This window comes from Arthrobacter woluwensis (assembly GCF_900105345.1).
Lineage (GTDB): Bacteria > Actinomycetota > Actinomycetes > Actinomycetales > Micrococcaceae > Arthrobacter_E > Arthrobacter_E woluwensis.
The window spans coordinates 1-19,773 of record NZ_FNSN01000005.1 but is presented as its reverse complement, the minus strand read 5'-3'; the positions used below and the strand labels follow the sequence as shown (position 1 = coordinate 19,773).

Genomic DNA, 19,773 nt, shown 5'->3' with positions numbered 1-19,773 from the left:
CCCTTGCCTGGGGTGTCGCCGGCCCGACTTGTAGCCACCGGTCCTGCATGTCCTCGGGACGAAGATCGGTTGCCGGGTGTGGACTTCCCCGGCTCCGAGGTCGGCTTCCATGGTGATGATCGTGTACGCGCCCTGTTCCTCGTCATAGAGGCCTGCTGCGGTCAGGAGGGGTGTGGTGTTGTCGTGAATGAACACAGGCACCTTGTACTTGGGCGAGGTCTCCACAAACTCTACGTACCCGTTCATGGGGACGAGTGCGGTCTTGCCTGCCCGGTAGAGTTCCCGCCACTTCGCGACCCGGAACAGGTTGTCGGAGCGGGCATTGATGGACTTGATTTCCGGCTTCCCCCACGCGGCACCCTGGATACCCCAGGTTCCGGTAACGAGCGCCCGGGCGTGTGTCCCGTTGTTGTCGGCGCGTTCGGCGACGAAGGGGCCGCGCAACGCCGGGGCTCATGCTGTAGAGGCCGGACCACTGGGCGTCCAGCTCAGACCGGAGGATCGTCGAGATTTCCCCGCCGTCGTATGACATCACGTAGCGTCCGCACATGGGTTGAGACTGGCACGACCCAGGGCACCAGGCAAGGCCCTGTGGATTCGCTCGCTATGATTTCCTCATCACTCACATTCGAATTGGGGTTCCATGAAGAAGTTTCTTGCGCCTGCATGCGCTCTGGCCGTAGCCGTTCTCGTTGCATCCTGCTCTTCGGGGCAACCGGCAACACGTCCACGAGCGCCGGTTGCGGCAGGCCAAACGCCTGCCTCGACCACGTCCGTTCCGAGCCCGTCGGACTCCGACGCCAGTCTTGAAGACGGCGACTGAGATCGCCAATGCGCTGAAGGCGAAGGTTCCTCAGGTCACGAAAGTTACGACGGTGACTGAGGCGAATGACGTGAACAACATGATTGGACGTCCAGGCCAGTATTCGTCTGCTGCTTGGATCGCGGACAGCCGTGGGAAGGCTGGCGAGACCGGCGTTGATGGTGGCGCTGTTGTCGAGACGTTTGAGACGGCAGCAGACAGGGATGCTCGGGCGAAGTACATCGTGATGTCACTAAGGGTGTTGGCGCTCTTTCGGAGTACCACTACATGACAGGCACATCTCTGGTGCGTGTGTCTGGTCAGTTGCCGCCGTCCCAGGCGAAGGCGTACAAGGACGCTGTAGCCGGGCTCTGACCACTAGCCTTAAACGCGATAGCGCCCCACTACCTCGTGTTGAGGTGTGGGGGCGCTTTGTCATGCTGGGTTTTTTGGTTCGGCTCCGAGGCCGATCTTGGTGAGGAAGTCGTTGACCAGTGGGAGTGCCATGACGCGGGTGATGGCTCCGGCGACTCCGAGGACGGCCGCGGCGAGGCCTGTTGCTGCTGCCGGGTCGTGGAGGGTGGCTGCCTGATAGATGAGCGGTGCACCTGCGATGAGTGGGAGCCCGACGGCGAGGGCGGTTCGGGCTACCGCCGCCACGGGTAGCGGGTCTGAGTTGCTGCGCGGTGATCAGGCATCGGTTCCTCCTACTGTGACGTTGACGTCGACGCCGGATTTGAGGGCTTCCTCGGCTCCGGCTTTGGCGGCGGCCTGAACGGCACTGAGATCGATGTTCTGGCCGGTAGTTGCGGCCTTGAACGCTGCGAGCAGCCCGGCGATCTGTCCTTGGAGTGCGATGTTGCCGGTCTTCGTGTCTGCGATCTCCTGGCGCAGGGACACGGGGCGGCCGCCGCGAGTGATCGGGCCGGTGTTGTCGCGGGCGGTCTGAGCGGCGCGCGTGCCATCAGCGATCATCTGGCGGACGCTCACGTCGCCGCTCGCGGTGCTGATGGGCCGAGGTACTTCGCCAGGCCCTTATCTACGGCGGCGTCGAGGTCTTTTGCAGTTGCCATGTCGAACCAGTCCTTCGTTTCGATGGGCGGACAGCGCCGCCAGCGTTGGTGATGCCTGCGATTCCCCACGATTCGGTGCTGTCGTAGACGTCCGCGGGGAAGTTGACTGGGTCGCCCCAGTAGAGGTCCACGGTGGAGACGTGGATGTGGTCGGAGTGGGGGACTCACCCGTGTACGGTTGCCATTCCCAGTTCGAGAATGCTCCGGCGATCAGAGGTGTGGTCTGCCCGGGTGTCGGGTTCATGTCGTGGATGAGGTAGGAGAACCGGCCGGTGGCGCGGCCGATGGCGCGTAGCTGCTCTGCGAGCTCACGTCCCTCCGCTTCGGGGAGGTTCCCATTGTCATCGGTGAAGATGTCAATGGCATGCACGATTCCATTGGAGTCGGCGTTGTGGCCCGTGAAGTTGGTGGGCGACATGTAGCCAGTGACGAACTCGCTTGCACGGGCCGGGGTGTAGTCGTACCGCTTGTAGACCTCATCACGGAGCGTGACGAGGGATCTGTTCGGCCGATGATAGGCGATGGCCATGTTCGGCACTGAGCCTCCTCAGATGTAGGGCGAGCCCGTCACGGGGACGGGCTCGGGGTCGGGGTTGATGCTGTGCAGGTGTAGGTGGTGGATCCGGGCGGCTGCGGGGTGCACGTGTAGGTGACCCCGTCCTGAGTGAAGTTCCAGCTGCTCGGCGGGGAACCATCCTTGCCGTCCCGGCCCGGCATGCCCGGCGCTCCGGGGTCGCCCTTCGGGCCCGGCACTCCTGGGTCGCCCTTCTCTCCCGGGATTCCTGGCTGGCCAGCGCTTCCCGCCACGCCTGGGGCCCCGGGGATTCCAGGTTCTCCGGCACTCCCCGGCGCTCCAGCAGCACCCGGCGCGCCGGACGCTCCCGGGCTCCCATCCCGGCCGTCACGGCCCGGGGCACCATCTCGCCCGTCAACTCCCGGGATGCCTTGGTCCCCTTGCTTCCCGGGACGGCCGCGGTGTCCTTGGCGACCTGGTCGGCTCGCTGGCAGACCTGCTTCCCCTGTGGACTGGACTTGAAGTCGTCCTTCGCGCACGCGGCGGCGACCTGCTCCGCCAACGATTTCTTCTCGGCTGCCTGAGCTTGTGCGGCGTCGGCGGCCTGGGCGGCGTAGTTGCCGTTCTGCCATGCCAGGATCCCGCACACCACCACCAAGAACGCGAGCAGACAGGACGAGAGCAGGAGCAGGGACTTCGTGCGCTTGTCCGCCCGGCGTGACTTGTCCACGGCCTCCTGCGCGACGGCCAGCCGCCTCTCGTTGTCTTCGAGCTGGCTCATGACACTCCTTCCGGCCAGTCTTTCGGGTCCGGTTCGATACCGGCGGCGATGAGCTGTTCACGCCACTTACCGGCTGCGCGCTTGACGAGTTTCGCTTCCTTCAACTCGGCCTCGAGGGCTTCGATGCGCTCTCTCAGTAGCTCTTCCACAGACGCCTCCCGCTTCTCGCGCTTCTTGTCTGACCGGCCGATGAGGTAACGGATGCCGCCACCGAGGACGGCCAGCAGTGCACCCACTGCGGTGAGTGTCGGTCCCCAGGACTCCACACGCTCCTACCTCCCTCTCCTGATGGGTTGTCGGTGGGGGAGGGTCACGGGACCTCCTGGATGCCGACGAGCAGTGCGGTGATCTGCTTGACGATGCTGGTGGCGATGTCGTCAGGGATGTCGCCGTTGAGGTCGATGCGCTTGCCTTCGAGAGTGATGGAGACCATTGCTTGGGCCATGATGTGGATCCTTAGCGTTTGTAGGTGTACGAGATGGTGAACAGTGCGCCGGATGCGAGGGTGAAGTTCGCCCCGACTGCGCGGATAGAAGCGGCCCCGGTAGCTAGGTTCACGAACGCGATGGCCTGGTTGTTCAAGCCGGCCCCGACGACCTGAGTGAGAACGTAGGGGGAGTCCGCGGTAGAGCTCATCGCCGCCGATGGCAGCACGGTTCCCATCGACGTGTACGCGGTGGTGGTGATGGTTACGTTCGCGCCCGTGTACTTCGGCACCAGCGCGATCGTGATCTTCGTTTCGCCAGCGAGTGGCTCGACGAAAATGGACCCGCCAACGTTCCATCCCGCAGGGCTGAGCGCGCTAACGATCGACTCGGTGCCGAGGCCGTTGAGTTTCGCCTTGTCCGCCGCTGACATCGCACCCGGCGCGCTCGTGGTCGCTGCCGGGATGTCCGTGCCGGCGAGCACGACGTCACCGGTCCTACCGGCCACACTCGTCACGGCCCCGCCCACGGGTGAGCCGTTGACAGTGAAGGTCCCCACCACGTTGACGCTGTTGCTGCCCTTCAGGGTCAGCACGCCGTCACCAGTGTGGATGACGTCTACCTTGTTGGCACCCTTCTCACTGTGGAGGGTCATCAGGCCGTCTTTGTCGAACTTGAACAGGCCCTTGTTGATGTAGGTGCCGTTGTAGTCGCTCTGCTCGTACCGGATCTGGAGACCGTCCGGTGGGCCCATCTGCCCGCCCCAGGGGCGCATGCTGAGCGCTGTGTTGGTGTGGATGACCGCTGGGTCGTCCGGTGCTGCGTTGCGCACGTAGGTTGCCACGGACAGTGCAGAATCCAGGCTGACCGACAGGCCTCCGGATTGGGACGTTCCCCCGGTGGAGGGGCTTGCCGGGTCGCCGTCTTGACGGCTCCAGTACAGGCTCGCTCCTGCCGGGTCGATGTTCGCCGCTGAACGCCAACGCCTACCTTCGCTGTCGGTGTAGTTCAGGGACTGGATTTCGATGTTGTCGCCGTAGCGTGACGTCAAAGATGCCATGTTGGCGGGGTCGGTCTGGTAGGAAGTATTCGCTAGCCAGATCCCGGGCCGCAGCACCGGCAGGCCCGTCCAGGGTTCGATCACTTCCCGGTTGCCCAGACTGGTGCTGACCTTGATTGGCTGGTTGGTATAGCGGTCGATGCCGTCGGCGGTGGTGGAGATGTTGCCGCCCCGGTCACGCTGATCTGCCCGCCGGGGACGAGGACGCCGCCTTCGACGCGGAGTGTGCCACCTGGCGGGATGGTGGATGAGCTGTTCCGGTTGGCCCCGTCAAGGGCCTGCTGCTTCCGTGCCAGCTCATCGACCCGGTTCCGCGCATCGGTGACACCGAAGGGGCGGGGGATGAAGCTGTTATCCACTGGCACCAATGTCACCTCCTGTCAGGTCGGCAAGGGTCGGCTTCCAGGTCTTCATGTCCTGGCTCAGGGAGTACCCGATGACAGGCCAGACAGCATCAAGCTCGATGGCGAACTCGTCCAGGTCGACGGGGTCTTGCCCGACGCGGACGTTGACCTGTGCGGTATCGCCCAGGGTCAGGTCCGCCGGCCCGGTGTAGTAGTCCCCGTCGCCGGGGATCTTCGCTTCAAGAGTCACGAGGGTCTGGCCGCCGAAGAACGCTTGCTTCATGCGGGCCATGTGGGCGGCGATGGTTTCTTCGCTGTCCACGCCGGAGAAGTTGCGGCGTTCTTCCAGGCGTGGCCATCCAGCGGCTTCCCGGATGGTGTCGATCCCGGGTGCGGAGATCAGCCGGGATTCGCCTTCACCGTCGCCGACTGCGGTGACGAGGGTCGCGGCGTCTCCCTGGCCCCACCGGGTCTCTGGGGTGGCGTCGGTGATGTTCACCCCGGAGATGAACGCGTGCTCCGGGGTGGTGGTGCGGTTGCCCATGGTGGGGCGCATCCGTGCGATCTTCCGCACCCGCGACTGGGCGGCGTCGGCCCATTGGATATCAATCATCCAGTCGAAGCCGGGGGAAGCGTTGGACAGTTCCGTGAGACGGTCCCCGATCCTGGTGTTCTCCGCGTCCTGATAGAGGCGTTCCAAGATCACCCCCGTCAGTGGGGCGTCCACCTCGAGGCCGATGCCGTTGACGTTCGCGGCGTTGATCATGGCGGCGAAGATGTTGGCCTGGTCGACGTCAAGGAACTCGGCGGTGGGCATGTACCGGCGCAGAAGGTATTCCTCCACGGTCCTGCAGGGGATTTCCTGACCGTTGATACCTGGTGTGGCGGTGCTGTTGGGGATCCCGTGCCAGATGATCCGGCCATCCTCGTCGGTGACGAGGATGAGGGACTTCCACGGAACGATCAGCTTCTCCCAGTACCGGTTCTTGTAGAGGCGGCCTTCCCCGTCGAAGAACGGGGCGAAGAACTTGCCCTCGCCCACGCCCTTGAGCTGGCGGGTCAGGTCCTCCGCGATGACCAGGGGCGCTTCGTCTAGGACGGTGCCGGTGATCAGGTCACAGATGATGAACCTCACGGCACCTCCTAGGCTTCGTCAGCGGGGCATTCCTCAACCCAGAACTTCGTGATCTTCGGATCCACGGACACGCCCGTGAAGACGTTGCCGGTGACCTTGTCCACCCAGAAGCGCGGGATGGGCAGGGAGTTTGCCGGGACGATGATCTCTTCGGTTTCGATGTAGCTGCTCATCAGGTAGTTGCCGGGGGCTGTCCAGCACAGCGGGGAGCGGGTCTGGGCGTTGGATGCCTGGGACTGCATGAGGGATGCGCACACATCCCACCGGCTGATCCCGGAGGCGATGGCACCCGAGTTCACGCTGGTCTGGACGAAGACCTTCATGCGCCGGTCGTAGGCTTCCGCGTTCATCGACATGGTCGCCACGGCACGGGAGCCGGTGCCATCACTGGCCGAGGTGGGGATGTTCGTGGAATTGACGGTGAAGGTGGTGCGCTTCCACGGTCCGACATGGGTCCAGACGGTGCCGTTGTAGACCTGCGTGGGGAACCCGGGAAGGTCCATGCGGAGCCTCTGCAGGCCGCGCACCTTGGGCAGGGCGCGGGCCTCGGCCAGGCTGTTGACCGGGATCGGTGCTCCCGCTGCTGCGGTGATTGGCCGCTGATCGGTTACCACGGGGGAGCCGCTTCCGGCCTTGGGGACGTCGATGAACGCCAGAGTCAGGGCCAGACCTGGTTCGGGCTTCACCCCGCCGCCCGTGGTGGCGAGCGGGTCCGGGTCCCCGGTGAGTATCCGGACGACACCCTTACGGTTCGTCCCGCCGCTGGTGCCGTCATTCTGCGGGTTGCTGGGGTCCCAGACCTGAAGGATCACCCGGTCACGGCGGGGGTTGTTCGCATCCGCTGCGACCAGGGGGTCAACGGTGGCTGAAGTGGCCAGTCCGGTGAGGTACGCTCCCGTACTGGACGCGACCGCTGCCGGCCCTGCCGTTGCCAGGACATTGTTGCCCGAGAGGGTGATCGCCAGGGCGCGGGCGTCAAGGACACCGCTGCGGCTGGTCCCCACCGCGGCACCGGGGGCCAGGAGCCCGCCGATGTCACGGCGCAGGGACTCTCCCGTGTAGAGGGGAGGGCCAGCGGGGGAGGGCGCGTTGATGAAGCTGGGGTCGATTGCGTCAAGAGGCACAGTAGGCCCTCCTAATTCCAGGTGTCAGTCCAGGCCACGGTGGCGGTGGCCTGGTTGGTGGAGAGGAACCCCTCAGCGTTGAAGGTGAGGGTCATGCCCGGGCGGGGGTTGATCCACGATCCTCGTAGGGCGGTGCGCCGTGAGGCGGTGCCGTTCAGCAGGATCGTTTTCTTGTCCAGGTCGATCACGAGGAACTGCCCCACGGTCAGGACGAGGTTGAACGTCATGCGGTTGCCGAGGTCATCGGTGATCTGAGGGTTGGTCAGATGCGTGTTCACGGCGGCGATGGTCACCACGACCCGGGGAGTCCCGGTGCCGGAGGATCCGACCGTGACGGCGTTGTTCGTCACGGTCGCGGTGATCGCGAACGGCACGGTCAAACCGGCGAGCTGAACCTTCTCCGAGGTGCTCTTTCCCGCTGTGGACGTGTACCGGAACGTGTACCCGCCGGAGGGTGCGGAGCCGCCATCGAAGTAGTCCCCGGCAAAGGCGACCGCAGCGGACTGGGTAGCAGCGGCGCTGATCTTGACGGCGTCGAAGTCCAGCTTCACGCCGGAGGGGATGACGGTTCCGCCGTTGTACAGGTAGGGCACTGGCTGGGCGTAGATTGTGCCTGCCGGGGCCTGTGCCGAGTGGGTGACCCTGCCCCCGGTGTTGTTGGTGGGGGCGCTCATGGACTCGCTGATTCGGGTGTTGGTGGAGTCGTAGAAGCGGATCCCGATCTGGCTGGTGTAGCCGGAGTCGTTGGCCATCAGCATCGACACCGCTGCCCAGTCTCCGGGGGAGAGGTTCACTCGCTGGTCCGTGGATGAGGCGGCCAGGACGCCGGGCCGGGTTGCCCCGGAACCGGTGGTGAGCCTGCCCCAGGCCGTGCCGACGATCCACGCCGGAGGGGACGCGGTCTCTCGCGTCAGGGCTCCGCCGACACCGACCCAGCCAGAGGTGTCTACCTCGAAGGACGGGTTGTTGGACCAGTTGGTGTCCGCGACAGTGGTGGGCGGGATGACCAGGCCCCCATCGGTGATGGGGAGCTTGGCGACCCCGGAGCCGCTGATGTCGTTCGGGCCGGTACCGGCGAATCGCCGGTGGTCCGTGGCGACGAACTGCACGTTCACGCTGATCGTCTCAACCCCGTCCCACACCACCTCCGGCGTTCCCACGACCCGGACCATCGCGTACCGGGTCAGTTCCGCTTCAGCGACGATCAGAGGCTTGAAAACCTTCATGGGCAGGGCGGCGACGAACTGGTCCCGAACGAGCGCCCCACGGGCGAACGACGGGACCACGAGGACACCCCGGAGGACGTAGTTCGCACCGTCGTAGTAGGCAGGGTCAGACCAGGCCCCGTCCCGGTCGGGCCACGGGTTCACGTCCCCGCGCGTTCCCGGGTTGCCCCATCCTTCGATGGGTGCTGTGAGGACGCCGCCGACGGTGTCCGCCGGGTCAAGGTAGAGCCCTGACCCGGCGAACGTTCGCCCGCCGATGGTGGCCGTTACGATGTCGGTCACTGGCCCTCCAATCGACGCGCCACCGCCATAGCGGTAGCGCTCGGGTTTACTGCTTCGTGGACATGAATCTGGATTGGCGGCTTGCCGTCTGCCCACCGTCCGTGACTGCCGGGGGCGGGCACGTAGGAGGCTGGCCGGTAGGGCTGGGAAGCGACGGCGTTGGGGATCTGCACCAGGGAGTCCACGGCACGGGAAACCAGCCCCGTACCGTCCCGGACACCAAGCGCCAGGCCAGCAGGGACCTGCCGCCCGACCTCATACCGGAACACCCGAGAGGGTGAGTGGATCCCGAGGTTCTTCTTCACCTGCGAGGTCATCCGGTCGGTGACCTTCTTGATCGCCGCGTCCACGGCCTTGAGGTTCCCGGACAGCCCGTTCACAAGACCCTGCTGCGCGGCGATCCCCGCCCCGTACATCCCGTTTGCCAGGGACATGCCCGCAGACTGGGACACCGAACCAAGCTGCTTCCACTGCCCGTTGAGCTGCCCGACAAGGCCCTTGCCCCCGGCGATGAGGGACTTAGCGATGGAGCCACCCTTACCGGTGCCAAGCTCACCGATCTGCGCCAGCAGGCCAGCATCAAGACCCATGGAGCGCAGCTTGTCGAGCTGCCCCTTGAACCCTTGGACGTTGCCCACGGTCTTCTTCGCAGCCGCCACAATGCCCTGAGCGCTACGCCCGGCAAGATCGCCCAGGTTGAACTCGTCCCGGAACTTCTCAGCCGCGTCACTGGCCGCCTTGTCCCGAGTCTTGACCGCATCCGAAAGGCTCTTCTGCGCTGTCTTCAGACGGGACGCGATGCTGGCACGCTGGGTGGTGAGTTTGGAGATCTGCGCGTTGCTGGCGCTGATCATCCGCGACGTCGCATCCAACGTCCGCCCCAGAGACGTTTCCCGGTTGGCCTCGGCAAGCTTCTGCCGGCCCTGAGCGATCAGGCTCGCGACCTGCTTGTTCCGCTTGGCGATGGCCGCGTAGTAGGCGGTCATCTTTTTCGCGTTGGCCTTCGCGTCCTTCCCCAGGGCCGGGGCCTTCACCCCCGACACCTGAGCGGCACGGCTCATCAAAGATGACGCGGCCTTGCGGAGCTGGTCAGCCTTCGTGAAGTGCTTCGTGGCCTCAGAGGTGACCTTCCGAGCCACAGCGGTAATGGCTGCCGTGGCCTGCGGCCCAGCCTTCTTCACCCCACCGGCGAGGCCCTGAACGATGAACTCACCGAACTGCCGGAACACTCGCGACGGGCTGTGGATCCCGAGAGCTGCTTTGAACGGTCCGACGATCCAGCCGGGGAGCTGGTTGAGGAAGAAGCTGCCAATGCTAGACAGGAGGCTTCCTGCCCCGTTGAGAAGACCCTGGATCATGTCTCGACCGATCTGGACGAGGGAGCCCGTCAGACCGGAGAGCGCGCCGAGGATCTTGCCCGGGAGGTCCCGGAAGAACGAGACCACATTGTTGATCCCGGACGAGATCGCACCCGTGATGTTCGACCAGAGACCGGTGAAGAACGACTTGATGCCGTTCCACGCCGAAGACCACAACGAACCAATCAACGAGAGCGCTCCGCTGATTGTGGAGGACACTACCGCGATAGCGCCTGAAACAATGGCCTTGATCGCGTTCCAGATCCCACCGAAGATGTTCTGTATGCCTTCCCACACCTGGGACCAGTTGCCGGAGATGACGCCGGTCACGACTTGAATCACGCCCTGCACGATCTGCATCACCGACTTGATGATGTCTGCAACAGCGTTGAATACTGTGGTGACCACAGGTAGAAGTGCCTGAATCGCGGGTACCAGAATCGCCAAAATGATGTCAACGAGCGGACCAATCGCCGAGATGATTCCAGTGAAAATTGTGACCACCGGTGGAAGAATCGTGGTTACCAGGTTCACGATGATCGGCACAAGTGAACTAACAATTGCCGTGATCAGCGGCGCGATTGCTCCCACGACCTTCGCGAAAACAGGGGCTAGGTCTTGCAATGCTCCACCGATTGCGCCGGCCGCGCTGGCCAGAACAGGAGCGATCTCTTTGAAGGCTCCTGAGATGACTCCGGAGATCGTGCCAACGGTGTCACTAATGGTGGGAAGGACGCCGGCTATGGCTCCTGCAAATGCGCCGATGACACCCGCTACGGTACCGATGAGATCGGGCATCACGTCCGCCAGGCCGCTAAAGATTGTTGCAATTGGTGAGGCGGCTGTGACAATCCCAGCTATTTGTCCAATGATGGACCCGAAGATCGGCATCAGCGGCCCGAATGAATCCCCAATCGCGTCAAAGATCCCTTTGATCTTTGATCCGAAATCACTCATGAATCCGGCAAATCCGGATTTGCTGAAGTCCTGTGTGCCAGTTTGAAATGCCTTGAAGAATGCGTCTACGCCATCTTTCCCGGCACGGAGACTAATCCCAATACGTTCAAGGACTCCTGCGAAACCGGAACTGGTGACATCGGAGCCGCCGTCTTCGTAAGCGGCCTTCATGGCCTTGATCCCGCCCTTGACTTCTCGGGAGGCTTTCCCCGCTGCTGCGCCTACTGCCGCGAAGGTGGTGAGAATTGGGTTGGCGAACTTCGGGGCTTCACCATCGTCGAAGGACTTTTTCATCTCCTGGTAGCCCTTGCCGATGTCCTGAAAGATCGGCTTTAGCTTCTTGTTGAGCCCGTCGATAACCGGGATGAGGCCGTTTGCCCCGTCCTTCATTGCGGCGAGGAAAGGGAGCATGACGGTTTCGCCGACGCGTCCGAGGGCTGCCTTGAGGTTAGCCATCGAGCCCCGGAACGTTTCGCCGGACTTCAGCGCTGCACCGCCGAGGCCCTTTTCCATGGCGTTCTGGAAGGTCGCGAAGTCGATCTTGCCTTTGGACGCGAGGTCGTAGACCTCGTCGGAGGTCTTACCCAGTTCCTTGCCCAAGAGCTGGACAATCGGAATGCCAGCGTCGTTCAGCTGGGCGATGACATCGCCCTGGATCTTGTTCGACGCGGCGACCTTGTTGAAGATCGCTCCCATCTCACCCATGCCGACACCCGCAATGGTGGCCGAGTCGCCCACGAGCTTCAGGGTCCGTTCAAGGTCTTGGCCGGGTTTCACCCCAGCAGCGACCACGCCAGCAGCCACGGTGGCCGCGTCACCCATGCCGAACGCCGTGCCCTTCACTGCGGCCATGGCATTGTTCATGATCTTCGTTACCGACTGGGTGGAGTGGCCCAGCCCGGTGAGTTTGGCCTGTGCGTCCTCGATGTTCAGTGCTCGAGAGATCCCGCCTTTGACTGCCAGCCCTGCAACCATTGCAGGTCCAGCGACGGCGAGGACCTTGCCGGCGATACCGGCGAATGCAGCGCCGAACGAGCTTCCGCCGCGCTTGCCAGCGGCCGCGCTGCCCGCGTCTGCTGCCCCAGTTAGGTCGTTGACGATGCTCTTGCCAAGGCCCTTGGAGGAGGCGACGATGTTGACATACGCGGTCGCCAGTTCAGACATGGGGCCTCCTGGAATGCGGCTAGCCCCCGCACCAGGACGGTGCAGGGGCTAGCGGTTTCTGTTGTAATAGGCGACTTGTCGTTCGGTGACGAACTTGACCACGCCGGCCTTGGTGGTGTGAGCAACCTTCCCCGGTGGGGGTTGCGGTGCACGCCGAGCCTGTTTCCACTTCTCGGCCTGTTCGAGGCTCATGGGTTTGCCCTTGAACGTCGTGGTGGTCTTGTCCTCGAACCCTGGGCGCGGAATGGGCTTGGGTGGGCGTTTGCCCTTCTGCCCGTCAGCGGTCTTCTGCCATGCCAGGACTGCCAAGCGGTCTGCTATCAAGGCAGTAAGTTGTTCGAGAAGCGTCCAGCCTTGTCCGAGCGCCCGCTTGGTCGCCGAATCGTCAGGGAGATGTTCAGCGAAATCGGCAACCTCCCAGAGGTGGAAGCCGGGAACCCTGCCGGTGCGGGTGAGACGGAGCCCGTAGTATCGCAAGAAGTCGGCCCGCAACTGCCCGCCGAACTCCCGAAGGAGAGCGGCGAGCGTTAGGAGTTTGGGGCCAGTTCCTTGATGAGGTCCTGGACCAGTTCACTGCCAGCTTCCACGGAGACCCGCCCCGTCTCGGGGTCCCTAACCGATTCGAGCGCCGTTTTGAATGACTCCTTGCCAAGCAGCCGGCGCAGGATCCGGGGGAGCCGCTGCACCTCACCCTCATCGAGGGAGTCCAGGTCGTCGAGAAGTTCGAAGTCATCGAGTGCGTCGGCCGCGATGGTGTACTCCTGACCATGCACAGTGACGGTCTTTGTGCCGTCCTTGTTGACCCTGGGCTTGCGATCCTGGGGCTTCTTGACACCTTCCGGGATGGTGGTGGTGTCGTCGGTGATCTTGATTTCAGACATGGGTGCCTCCTGCGGGCAGAGAACTTGGTAGGGGTTGCGGGACTGGTGGTGACCTGTGGGGCGCGGTCCCGCAACACGCGCCCCACAGGGGTTGGGATCAGGCCATGTAGATGTAGGCCTTGGTGCCGGTGGAGTCCGGGTAGGCGGTCAGGGTGACGTCGTAGCCGATGGCCTCGTCACCCTTGAGGGAGACGTCGCCGCGTTCGGTGACCTGTGCGTCCGGGAGGCAGATGCGGATGGTCTTGGCACCATCACGGACCTCGATGACCCAGACCAGGTGATCGGTCTGAGTGCCCTTGATCTTGATCGCCGAAGCGGTGGCCGTGGGGTCCGCGTAGTAGACCTTCAGGACCTCTGCGGACGTCTCGATCATGGTGAACTGGTAGGTCAGGTCGTGGCTGGTCTGGATCTTCCGGACCACGTCACCGTTCTGCCAGGCCTTGATGTCGGTCTGGTCGGTGCTGATCGCCTGGGTGATGCCGTCCTCGGAGGCATAGCCGAGATCCTTGAGGGCGGCGTTCAGGGCGGTCGTGGTGTCAGTGGGGAGTGCGGTTCCGAGCGGGCCGGACGAGATCGTTCCGGTGACCGCGACGCGCACATTGCCGGCAGTGAGTGCCATGTTGTCCCTCCTGGGGGCATGAAAAAAGCCCCGCCAGGTGGCAGGGCTTGCAAGGGTTGGATGGGGTTAGATCGGCGTCCCACGAACAGCGAGTTCGAAGTTCTGCCGGTAGCGCGGGATCTTGGCGTCCGGGTCAGGAATATCCACGAGCCCACCCATGGGGTGGGCCCAGTAGATGACGACATCCATTGCTTGGGAATCGGCACTGGCCGGGACAGTGATGGTGTCATTGCTCAGGGCCGACAGGTGCGCCCGGACGAGCTGCGCCTTGGCCTTAGCAACGTTCTTCGTCGGCCCCCACGTATCGACCATGAGGAACGCCTTCTCATGGATCGGCGAGAACTGCCGGCCACCAGCATCACTGATGAGAACGAACTGGTCCGGACGAGGATTCGGTTCAGTACCGACGACGGTCAGGCCAGGGATCCTCGCGATCAGCCATAGCCGGGCCGCTGCCATGGCATTGCCGAACAGGACAACTTGGTTAGCCACTACCCACCGCCTTCGACAGCGCACCGTACTTCGCCTCAGCCCGGTACGCCTCTTCGGTGTCGGGGTAGATGGCAACACGAGCACGGGCACCACCTGTATGGGTGTCGGTCTCGAACCCTGGGCCGGCTGCATTCGCGACGCGTTCCGCCTGGGACTCGAGGAAAGCGACTACAGGTGGTGCGTTGCGAAGTTCGCGGAACCCTCGCTGGTTGAGCTTCACCCTGATTGCCATCAGCCCTCCACCCGCTTGAGGTTGATCCGGTAACCCGGTGCCCATCGCCAAGGCCCGTGGTTGTAGTCCTCGGGCCACCCGACAGCGAAGAACTCAACGCCGTCGATGATGACCTTGTCCTGGGGCTTCGTGAACCCGGTGGGGCTATAGAGGTCCAGATCCCGGTCGACTCCGGAGCCTGTGGGGCGGATCTCCACGTCTGAACCGGGTGTTGCCCAGCCCATGACCTTCTGATCAGGGCGGTCCTCCCAGTGCTCCGGGAGCGGATCACCCATAGGATCCTCGCCCCCCGCAATGCGCTCCTGGTGACCGACCGTGTAGGGGGAGGGGAATTTCATGGTGTCCCGCCTTCGTAGATCGGTTCCCCGGCGATGTCTGTCCCGCAGGAGCAGTACATTGCCCCGAAGTTCAGACTGCACCAGGGCAGATGGCGTCCTTCCGGGCGGAATGCGATCTGCACCCCGAAAGCCTTGGACTTCCCGCAGCCGAGCGCGATCTTCTCCTGCTTGTTCAGGTAGTAGTTACCGTCAGGGTTCGAGATCTTCCAGGTCTGCTGGAATGGCCCTGCCCCCTGAGTCATAGACTCCATGCCCTCGCCGCCGTCGGGGGTGCCCATTGCGCGGCGAACGACGGAGCAGACGACCCGGCGACGGGTCGAAGCGCTGGCGTTGGCGGCCCCTGAGCAGACGTCCAAGATGAATTGGGACGCATCCTCAAGGGCAACCGTCGCCGCTGCTTCACCCCCGGTAGGGAAGTCGGGCCACCGCTGCTTCAGTTCCTCCACAGTGGCGAACGGAAACGGTGTCACATCAGCCATGGCCCGACCTCCTTACTCGTCCTCGGACTTCTCGCCCTCGCCATGGCCTTCGGGTTCCTTGGCCTTGGCGGCTCGCCCGGTCGCAGCCTTCCGGGCTGCCGGCTTGCGCCCCGCCGGGGCCTCGTACTCGTCCTCCGGGACGTACTGGGAACCCAGGGACTCGGCCAGCTCGTCGTCAACGACGACGGTGGATCCGGTGTAGGTGTCGATCATCCGGCGGCTCACGGGGTCACCTTGTCTTCCACGACGGCGAAGCGGTCCGTGAAGACGTACCAGCCGTAGACGATCTCGAGGCGGAGAGCGATCTGGTTGTTTCGCATGAGGTCGCCCTGGCCGTCCGGGTCGCCGTAACGGATCAGCTCGACCGGGAGTTCACGCTGAACGCCCCAGCGGATGCCGTTCTGGAAGTCGCCAACGATGGCGCGCAGCTTCGTGTCGGCCGCTTCCGGGGTGCCGGAGACGGTGTTGCCCGTCGCTGCCGGGACGCCGAGGAAGTCGGTGACGTTGGTGCCGAAGCCGAGGTTCGGGTAACGCTGCACACCTGAGGGGGAGCCGTCGGCGTTCTTGCTCTGCAAGTTCGCCAGGGCCCAGGCCATCTTCGGGTCGAGGGCGATGCCGTTGACACCCCAGTTAGTCGGGGAGTTCACCAGCAGACCGACAGCGGCACGAATGTCCTGATCTGCCTCCGAGGACGCGGTGATCTCCACGCGCTTCGTGGTGGCGTTCAGGTAGTTCGACCAGCTCGAGATCACGGTGCCCGTGAGCGGGTTGATGCGGTGGTACAGGCCCAGATCAAGACCTCGGGACAGTGCCTTACTGCCCGCAGTGGCCAGCTCGGACAGGATGCCAAGCTGGTAATCCTCGTCTGCCCACTGGACTTCCTGATTGAAACGGAGAGTGACCTGCGCCTTCTTCGGGGTGGATTTCACGGAGGTGAAGCCGCCCGTGGTGGAACCCTTCTGGGCTCCCTCCTCCACGAACTCCGCCTTCGGAAGTCGTTGAAGATGATGTACTCCGTCTCGCCGAACCGCTGAGGTTCGCGGGCGGAGAGCTGGCCAACGGTCGAGCCCGTACGGGCTTCCGTGACAATGCCGTCAGCGATGTTCTTGGGGAGCATCACCTTGGCGTCGGTGGTCGTGAAAACGGCCATGATTTACCTCCAGGTGGGGTTAGTTGTTGCCGAAGAGCTTCCGAGCCGTCTCCCGGGTCGGGTCGTCGGTGATCTTGGATGGGGTCTTCCCCTGGGCGGGGACGACAGGTGCGGTCTGCTTGGTCCCACGGAAGGCCAGAAGCGCGTCAGCGGCGGCTTCAATCTCTTCCCTGGTTCCACCGCTCAGAAGGTTCTCCGGGACGCCCTTAGCGGCTGCCACAGAGGCGCGCAGTGCGGTCGCCTGAAGAGTGGCGTTCTCCTTGGCGAGCTGTTCAGCCCGCTCGGTAGCCTTCTGCAGTTCGGTCTTGTTCGCTTCCTCGAGCTTCGTGAACTGTTCAGCCTTGGCCTTCAGTTCCTCGTAGTCCGCGTACTTGTCGCGTTCACGAGCCAGACGCTGGCCCACGATCCGGTCAAGGTCCTCCTGCGTGGCAGGCGGGACGAATGCCTTCGGCTCGGGCTGGGGCAGGGGCTCGGTGGATTCTCCCGCTGGTGCGGTGTTGTTCGTGTCGCCCAAGGCGGCACCTCACTTTCCGTTTAGGCCCCGTACGGGCATAGAGGGTGAAAACCGCGCAGACGGGCGCGTACCGCTTCACGGGAGAACCGTGGAAGTCACTTCACGCCGAGTTCGGCGCGCATGTACTGAAGGACCTGGCTGGTCCGGTCCTTGGGAGAGGACTTCTCACCAATGGGGGTTTCCCAGTGGCCGGTGCCGGAACGGGAGCCGTCCTGTGTACGTTGGGCAGGGACCCAGATCTTGCCGTCCTGGGCCTGCTCGTAGCCCTTGCGGTAGGTATCCAGGTAGCGGTCCGCGTCGGCCTGCATCTGCACCGCGTTCTGAGGTGTGACCGCGACGACGGCGCAGCGGCAGTGGTCGTGGAAGGACTCGCCCAGGCGACGGGAGCCCCGGGGGTTGATGCCCCTGCCCTGCCCGCCACGGCGGCCCTTGGTCTTCTCCAACGGCACGCCACGGCCCACCACAGTCCCGGCAGAGTCCCGGGAGGTGTAGGCGGCACCGCGGGAGGCGAGCATCCCGCAGAACGCGCAGCAACCCGGCTTGGGGACGCGCTGGTAACCCATGCCGCCCTGCGCCTCGGCGTTGCCGATCATCGTGTCAGCCGCCATCGACGTAAGAATCCGTGTCAGCCCACCGGACAGGAGCGAGAACATCAACGCGTTACCGCCCTGCTCGAACACAGCAGGGCGGGAAGCCCAACCAGCCAACGAACTCCACCGGTCACTACCCGCGCCGGCGAGGCTCTGCGCGTCCACAGGGTTACGGACCTCAAGGACCTGTTGCAGCTCCGTGAAGAATTGCGCCGAGATCAGCGACGTCATCCCCGCGTACTGGTCACCCAGCACCGGCAACAGGTCCCGCATGGTCCGCTGCTTCACCTCAGGCGACGCGTCAAGGACCGGGCCGATAGTGCGCTGCAGGTCAACAAGAGCCCGGGTCGAAAGCTCACTAAGGAGCAACGAGTAGCCATTGACCATGGCGAGAGGAATCACAAGAGCCCTCCTCGAAGATGTCAGGTACCCGGCTCACGAATCGTGATCGGGGAACCTGGCATGAACTGCACATCGGGTAGCCCCGCAAGGGAGGCAGCAGACGATGCCTCAACACCGGCGCGACGCAGAACACCGAGTGCGTCAGCCTTTGCCTTCAGCACCTGGGCGTCCTCTAGTGCACTACTTGCCCCCCCCTGAAATAGATGCTCTGCCTTGCTGGTTGTCGGCCCCCTTGGCGACCTCAGCGGCAACCTCAGGAGTAACCGCGCTTTGACCGGCCACGCGGTTGATGAAGTCTGAGACCATTCCCTTCTGGGCCTCCTGGCGCAGGCTGTCCACCTCGTCATCGGTGAAGACCCGGCCAGCAAGAGTCGGGTACTGGATGATCTGAGGAAGCACAGGGGCGAGCTTCGTGAGGGCATCAGCCTCAGCCGACATCGAGCGGAACTCCGGATTACGGAACCGTGCCGAGAGCTTCCAGAACTCGTCCGGGAGGCTCGTCTCGTCCTCCTTGACCATGTAAGCCAACCCGGCGATCTCTTCGACAGCAGGGGCAAGCACGTACTGGTTCTGCCACATGATGTCGATCAGTAGCTCATGCTCTGCCGCACGGATCGCCTCGGCGCTGGACGGCTGATCATGAAGCACGCCGAGAGAAGATGGTGACAAGCCAGTCTCGCCGCTGAACGCCATCGCAACTGTCCGGAGCATGTCGCTGTGAGTGTCATCGTCGCCTGCTGCAGCTGTTTGAGCTGCGGGATATCCCCGTCCTCGTCCTTCGTCAGGGCAAGCAGACGGCCATAGCGAGCTTGAATTTGGCCTCTTCCACCGAACCGCTGAAGGCATCCTCCGCAATGCCCAAGATCGCGAGCTGCGGGGTCGAGTAGAACTCGGCGTTGCCTTCCATACGAACGAACGCACGAACTGCCATGTCGTTCAGGGCCATCACGGAATTCGTCAGGCGGGATCGACCGAACGGTGCATTGCCTTGCGGATCGTTACGGATGGCAACGGCAAGGACGCGCCCAATCGAATGTTTTTCCTTGTTCGACTTCCACTTGCCATCATCAAGCTTGCACGTGATCACTGAGTCTTCGAGCCACAGGACGAACTCGGTAGGGTTGCTGAGCTGATCGACGTCAGTGATGGTCAGGAGCGCCGACATTCGACGCTTACGCCTGTCCAGATGCCAGCAGCAGACTCTGCGGAATGCCCAATGATCTGGGCAGGCGCTTCACCATCAGTACCCTTAGCAACGGTCATGAACGACACCGAATGCTTATTCGCGCCGGTCACGGCCTGCTGGAACTCGAGCCCGAAGTTGTTGGCCTTCAACACCTCGCCAAGATCGAACGGGTCCTCAGAACCAGGAAGATGAAGGCCATCAAACTGCACCCGCAGGGAAGGCCTACGAACCGCCATGGCTGCCCAGGACAGATAGAACTTTCGCGTTCCGAAGCTGAGGCGGCAGAGCGATGCCGAGGTCCTTGAACGGGTTCAGCATCGCGTACTGGGACCGGCGCAGCGTCTTCGGCAGGCGGGCCGCCACGTAGCAAACAGCTTCCGGGCGATCCTCAGCTCATCATCGCCGAGCCCTTCGACGTCAGTTTGGAAAGATCCTGGTAGCCCCAACTCATAGGAACCCTCCCTTCCGGCCAGGCCGTCGTTTCGTGGTCTTTGCGCCCCAGTACGCCAGGGTGGCGGCGTCCAGTAGGGCGACGCTGGTCCCGTCGGCGGGGGAGTCCCAGCCGAAGCCGCCAGCTTTGCCGATCTTGCGCTTGATGGCCGCCTCAGCCTGTGTGGTCAGTTCACTCTCGCCAGAGTGCTCGAG

General features: G+C 63.7%; 28 protein-coding genes. All 28 read right to left on the bottom strand.

The window, feature by feature from the left end; all coding sequences use genetic code 11:
* Positions 1 to 444, bottom strand: a 444-nt coding sequence (locus tag BLV63_RS17370; protein WP_139244799.1) for an SOS response-associated peptidase family protein, incomplete at its 3' end; no start/stop codon positions are given.
* Positions 445 to 1,237: 793 nt separating this feature from the next.
* Positions 1,238 to 1,462 carry a hypothetical protein gene (locus tag BLV63_RS17365; protein ID WP_254780632.1) on the bottom strand — a complete coding sequence of 75 codons (225 nt, stop codon included), beginning with the start codon at positions 1,460 to 1,462 and terminating at the stop codon, positions 1,238 to 1,240.
* 30 nt (positions 1,463 to 1,492) lie between these two features.
* The gene (locus tag BLV63_RS17360) at positions 1,493 to 1,792 is read right to left on the bottom strand and encodes a hypothetical protein (RefSeq protein WP_139244797.1); all 300 of its coding nucleotides are present in this window, start codon (positions 1,790 to 1,792) and stop codon (positions 1,493 to 1,495) included.
* A gap of 562 nt (positions 1,793 to 2,354) precedes the next feature.
* Positions 2,355 to 3,170 (bottom strand): hypothetical protein, encoded by an 816-nt coding sequence (locus BLV63_RS17355; RefSeq protein WP_217640486.1) that lies wholly within the window; start codon positions 3,168 to 3,170, stop codon positions 2,355 to 2,357.
* Entirely contained in the window at positions 3,167 to 3,406 is a 240-nt protein-coding gene (locus BLV63_RS17350) for a hypothetical protein (RefSeq protein ID WP_139244577.1), read from the bottom strand. The genes BLV63_RS17355 and BLV63_RS17350 overlap by 4 nt, the downstream gene beginning before the upstream one ends.
* 74 nt (positions 3,407 to 3,480) lie before the next feature.
* The gene (locus BLV63_RS19085; RefSeq protein WP_255218052.1) at positions 3,481 to 3,615 is read right to left on the bottom strand and encodes a hypothetical protein; all 135 of its coding nucleotides are present in this window, start codon (positions 3,613 to 3,615) and stop codon (positions 3,481 to 3,483) included.
* An 11-nt stretch (positions 3,616 to 3,626) separates the two neighbouring features.
* Positions 3,627 to 4,739 carry a hypothetical protein gene (locus tag BLV63_RS17345; RefSeq protein WP_074784696.1) on the bottom strand — a complete coding sequence of 371 codons (1,113 nt, stop codon included), beginning with the start codon at positions 4,737 to 4,739 and terminating at the stop codon, positions 3,627 to 3,629.
* A gap of 267 nt (positions 4,740 to 5,006) precedes the next feature.
* Entirely contained in the window at positions 5,007 to 6,134 is a 1,128-nt protein-coding gene (locus BLV63_RS17340; protein ID WP_074783821.1) for a hypothetical protein, read from the bottom strand.
* Positions 6,135 to 6,142: 8 nt separating this feature from the next.
* Positions 6,143 to 7,258, bottom strand: a complete 1,116-nt coding sequence (locus BLV63_RS17335) for a hypothetical protein (RefSeq protein ID WP_066217497.1) — start codon at positions 7,256 to 7,258, stop codon at positions 6,143 to 6,145.
* 11 nt (positions 7,259 to 7,269) lie between these two features.
* Positions 7,270 to 8,766, bottom strand: a complete 1,497-nt coding sequence (locus BLV63_RS17330) for a phage distal tail protein (RefSeq protein WP_074784385.1) — start codon at positions 8,764 to 8,766, stop codon at positions 7,270 to 7,272.
* A complete protein-coding gene (locus BLV63_RS17325) occupies positions 8,763 to 12,245 on the bottom strand; it encodes a phage tail protein (protein ID WP_074784382.1) in 3,483 nt (1,160 codons plus the stop codon). The genes BLV63_RS17330 and BLV63_RS17325 overlap by 4 nt, the downstream gene beginning before the upstream one ends.
* 48 nt (positions 12,246 to 12,293) lie before the next feature.
* Positions 12,294 to 12,722 (bottom strand): DUF5361 domain-containing protein, encoded by a 429-nt coding sequence (locus BLV63_RS17320; RefSeq protein ID WP_139244576.1) that lies wholly within the window; start codon positions 12,720 to 12,722, stop codon positions 12,294 to 12,296.
* A 50-nt stretch (positions 12,723 to 12,772) separates the two neighbouring features.
* A complete protein-coding gene (locus BLV63_RS17315; protein ID WP_066217451.1) occupies positions 12,773 to 13,126 on the bottom strand; it encodes a hypothetical protein in 354 nt (117 codons plus the stop codon).
* Between the two features lie 97 nt (positions 13,127 to 13,223).
* Positions 13,224 to 13,745: a phage tail tube protein gene (locus tag BLV63_RS17310; RefSeq protein WP_066217449.1), complete on the bottom strand. Its 522-nt coding sequence runs from the start codon at positions 13,743 to 13,745 to the stop codon at positions 13,224 to 13,226.
* Positions 13,746 to 13,811: 66 nt separating this feature from the next.
* Positions 13,812 to 14,237 (bottom strand): hypothetical protein, encoded by a 426-nt coding sequence (locus BLV63_RS17305; RefSeq protein ID WP_066217447.1) that lies wholly within the window; start codon positions 14,235 to 14,237, stop codon positions 13,812 to 13,814.
* Entirely contained in the window at positions 14,230 to 14,469 is a 240-nt protein-coding gene (locus BLV63_RS17300) for a hypothetical protein (protein ID WP_066217445.1), read from the bottom strand. Before BLV63_RS17300 ends, BLV63_RS17305 begins: the two co-directional genes overlap by 8 nt.
* Complete coding sequence (locus BLV63_RS17295) at positions 14,469 to 14,807, bottom strand: hypothetical protein (protein WP_139244717.1); 339 nt, start codon at positions 14,805 to 14,807, stop codon at positions 14,469 to 14,471. Before BLV63_RS17295 ends, BLV63_RS17300 begins: the two co-directional genes overlap by 1 nt.
* Positions 14,804 to 15,286: a hypothetical protein gene (locus BLV63_RS17290; RefSeq protein ID WP_066217441.1), complete on the bottom strand. Its 483-nt coding sequence runs from the start codon at positions 15,284 to 15,286 to the stop codon at positions 14,804 to 14,806. Before BLV63_RS17290 ends, BLV63_RS17295 begins: the two co-directional genes overlap by 4 nt.
* Before the next feature lie 12 nt (positions 15,287 to 15,298).
* Complete coding sequence (locus BLV63_RS17285; protein WP_139244716.1) at positions 15,299 to 15,511, bottom strand: DUF7302 family protein; 213 nt, start codon at positions 15,509 to 15,511, stop codon at positions 15,299 to 15,301.
* A complete protein-coding gene (locus BLV63_RS17280) occupies positions 15,508 to 16,263 on the bottom strand; it encodes a major capsid protein (RefSeq protein ID WP_217640485.1) in 756 nt (251 codons plus the stop codon). The genes BLV63_RS17285 and BLV63_RS17280 overlap by 4 nt, the downstream gene beginning before the upstream one ends.
* Positions 16,212 to 16,436 carry a hypothetical protein gene (locus BLV63_RS18825; RefSeq protein ID WP_217640484.1) on the bottom strand — a complete coding sequence of 75 codons (225 nt, stop codon included), beginning with the start codon at positions 16,434 to 16,436 and terminating at the stop codon, positions 16,212 to 16,214. The genes BLV63_RS17280 and BLV63_RS18825 overlap by 52 nt, the downstream gene beginning before the upstream one ends.
* Before the next feature lie 19 nt (positions 16,437 to 16,455).
* Positions 16,456 to 16,950 (bottom strand): capsid assembly scaffolding protein Gp46 family protein, encoded by a 495-nt coding sequence (locus BLV63_RS17275; protein WP_066217435.1) that lies wholly within the window; start codon positions 16,948 to 16,950, stop codon positions 16,456 to 16,458.
* Between the two features lie 95 nt (positions 16,951 to 17,045).
* A complete protein-coding gene (locus tag BLV63_RS17270; RefSeq protein ID WP_066217434.1) occupies positions 17,046 to 17,942 on the bottom strand; it encodes a VG15 protein in 897 nt (298 codons plus the stop codon).
* A gap of 180 nt (positions 17,943 to 18,122) precedes the next feature.
* The gene (locus tag BLV63_RS17265) at positions 18,123 to 18,653 is read right to left on the bottom strand and encodes a hypothetical protein (RefSeq protein WP_074784694.1); all 531 of its coding nucleotides are present in this window, start codon (positions 18,651 to 18,653) and stop codon (positions 18,123 to 18,125) included.
* Positions 18,654 to 18,723: 70 nt separating this feature from the next.
* A complete protein-coding gene (locus BLV63_RS17260) occupies positions 18,724 to 19,107 on the bottom strand; it encodes a hypothetical protein (RefSeq protein ID WP_074784692.1) in 384 nt (127 codons plus the stop codon).
* Positions 19,092 to 19,337 carry a hypothetical protein gene (locus BLV63_RS18485; RefSeq protein ID WP_175533614.1) on the bottom strand — a complete coding sequence of 82 codons (246 nt, stop codon included), beginning with the start codon at positions 19,335 to 19,337 and terminating at the stop codon, positions 19,092 to 19,094. The genes BLV63_RS17260 and BLV63_RS18485 overlap by 16 nt, the downstream gene beginning before the upstream one ends.
* Positions 19,338 to 19,350: 13 nt before the next feature.
* Positions 19,351 to 19,491, bottom strand: a complete 141-nt coding sequence (locus BLV63_RS18720) for a hypothetical protein (RefSeq protein WP_175533613.1) — start codon at positions 19,489 to 19,491, stop codon at positions 19,351 to 19,353.
* 84 nt (positions 19,492 to 19,575) lie between these two features.
* A partial coding sequence (locus BLV63_RS18715; protein ID WP_217640483.1) for a hypothetical protein occupies positions 19,576 to 19,773 on the bottom strand: 198 nt, incomplete at its 5' end.

Excerpts from the sequence above, each read along its gene's own strand:
- BLV63_RS17355 (WP_217640486.1), bottom strand. The coding sequence starts at position 3,170 with ATGAGCCAGCTCGAAGACAACGAGAGGCGGCTGGCCGTCGCGCAGGAG.
- BLV63_RS19085 (WP_255218052.1), bottom strand. The coding sequence starts at position 3,615 with ATGGCCCAAGCAATGGTCTCCATCACTCTCGAAGGCAAGCGCATCGAC.
- BLV63_RS17325 (WP_074784382.1), bottom strand. The coding sequence starts at position 12,245 with ATGTCTGAACTGGCGACCGCGTATGTCAACATCGTCGCCTCCTCCAAG.
- BLV63_RS17315 (WP_066217451.1), bottom strand. The coding sequence starts at position 13,126 with ATGTCTGAAATCAAGATCACCGACGACACCACCACCATCCCGGAAGGT.
- BLV63_RS17310 (WP_066217449.1), bottom strand. The coding sequence starts at position 13,745 with ATGGCACTCACTGCCGGCAATGTGCGCGTCGCGGTCACCGGAACGATC.
- BLV63_RS17300 (WP_066217445.1), bottom strand. The coding sequence starts at position 14,469 with ATGGCAATCAGGGTGAAGCTCAACCAGCGAGGGTTCCGCGAACTTCGC.
- BLV63_RS17295 (WP_139244717.1), bottom strand. The coding sequence starts at position 14,807 with ATGAAATTCCCCTCCCCCTACACGGTCGGTCACCAGGAGCGCATTGCG.
- BLV63_RS17290 (WP_066217441.1), bottom strand. The coding sequence starts at position 15,286 with ATGGCTGATGTGACACCGTTTCCGTTCGCCACTGTGGAGGAACTGAAG.
- BLV63_RS18825 (WP_217640484.1), bottom strand. The coding sequence starts at position 16,436 with ATGGCCGTTTTCACGACCACCGACGCCAAGGTGATGCTCCCCAAGAAC.
- BLV63_RS17265 (WP_074784694.1), bottom strand. The coding sequence starts at position 18,653 with ATGCTCCGGACAGTTGCGATGGCGTTCAGCGGCGAGACTGGCTTGTCA.
- BLV63_RS17260 (WP_074784692.1), bottom strand. The coding sequence starts at position 19,107 with ATGTCGGCGCTCCTGACCATCACTGACGTCGATCAGCTCAGCAACCCT.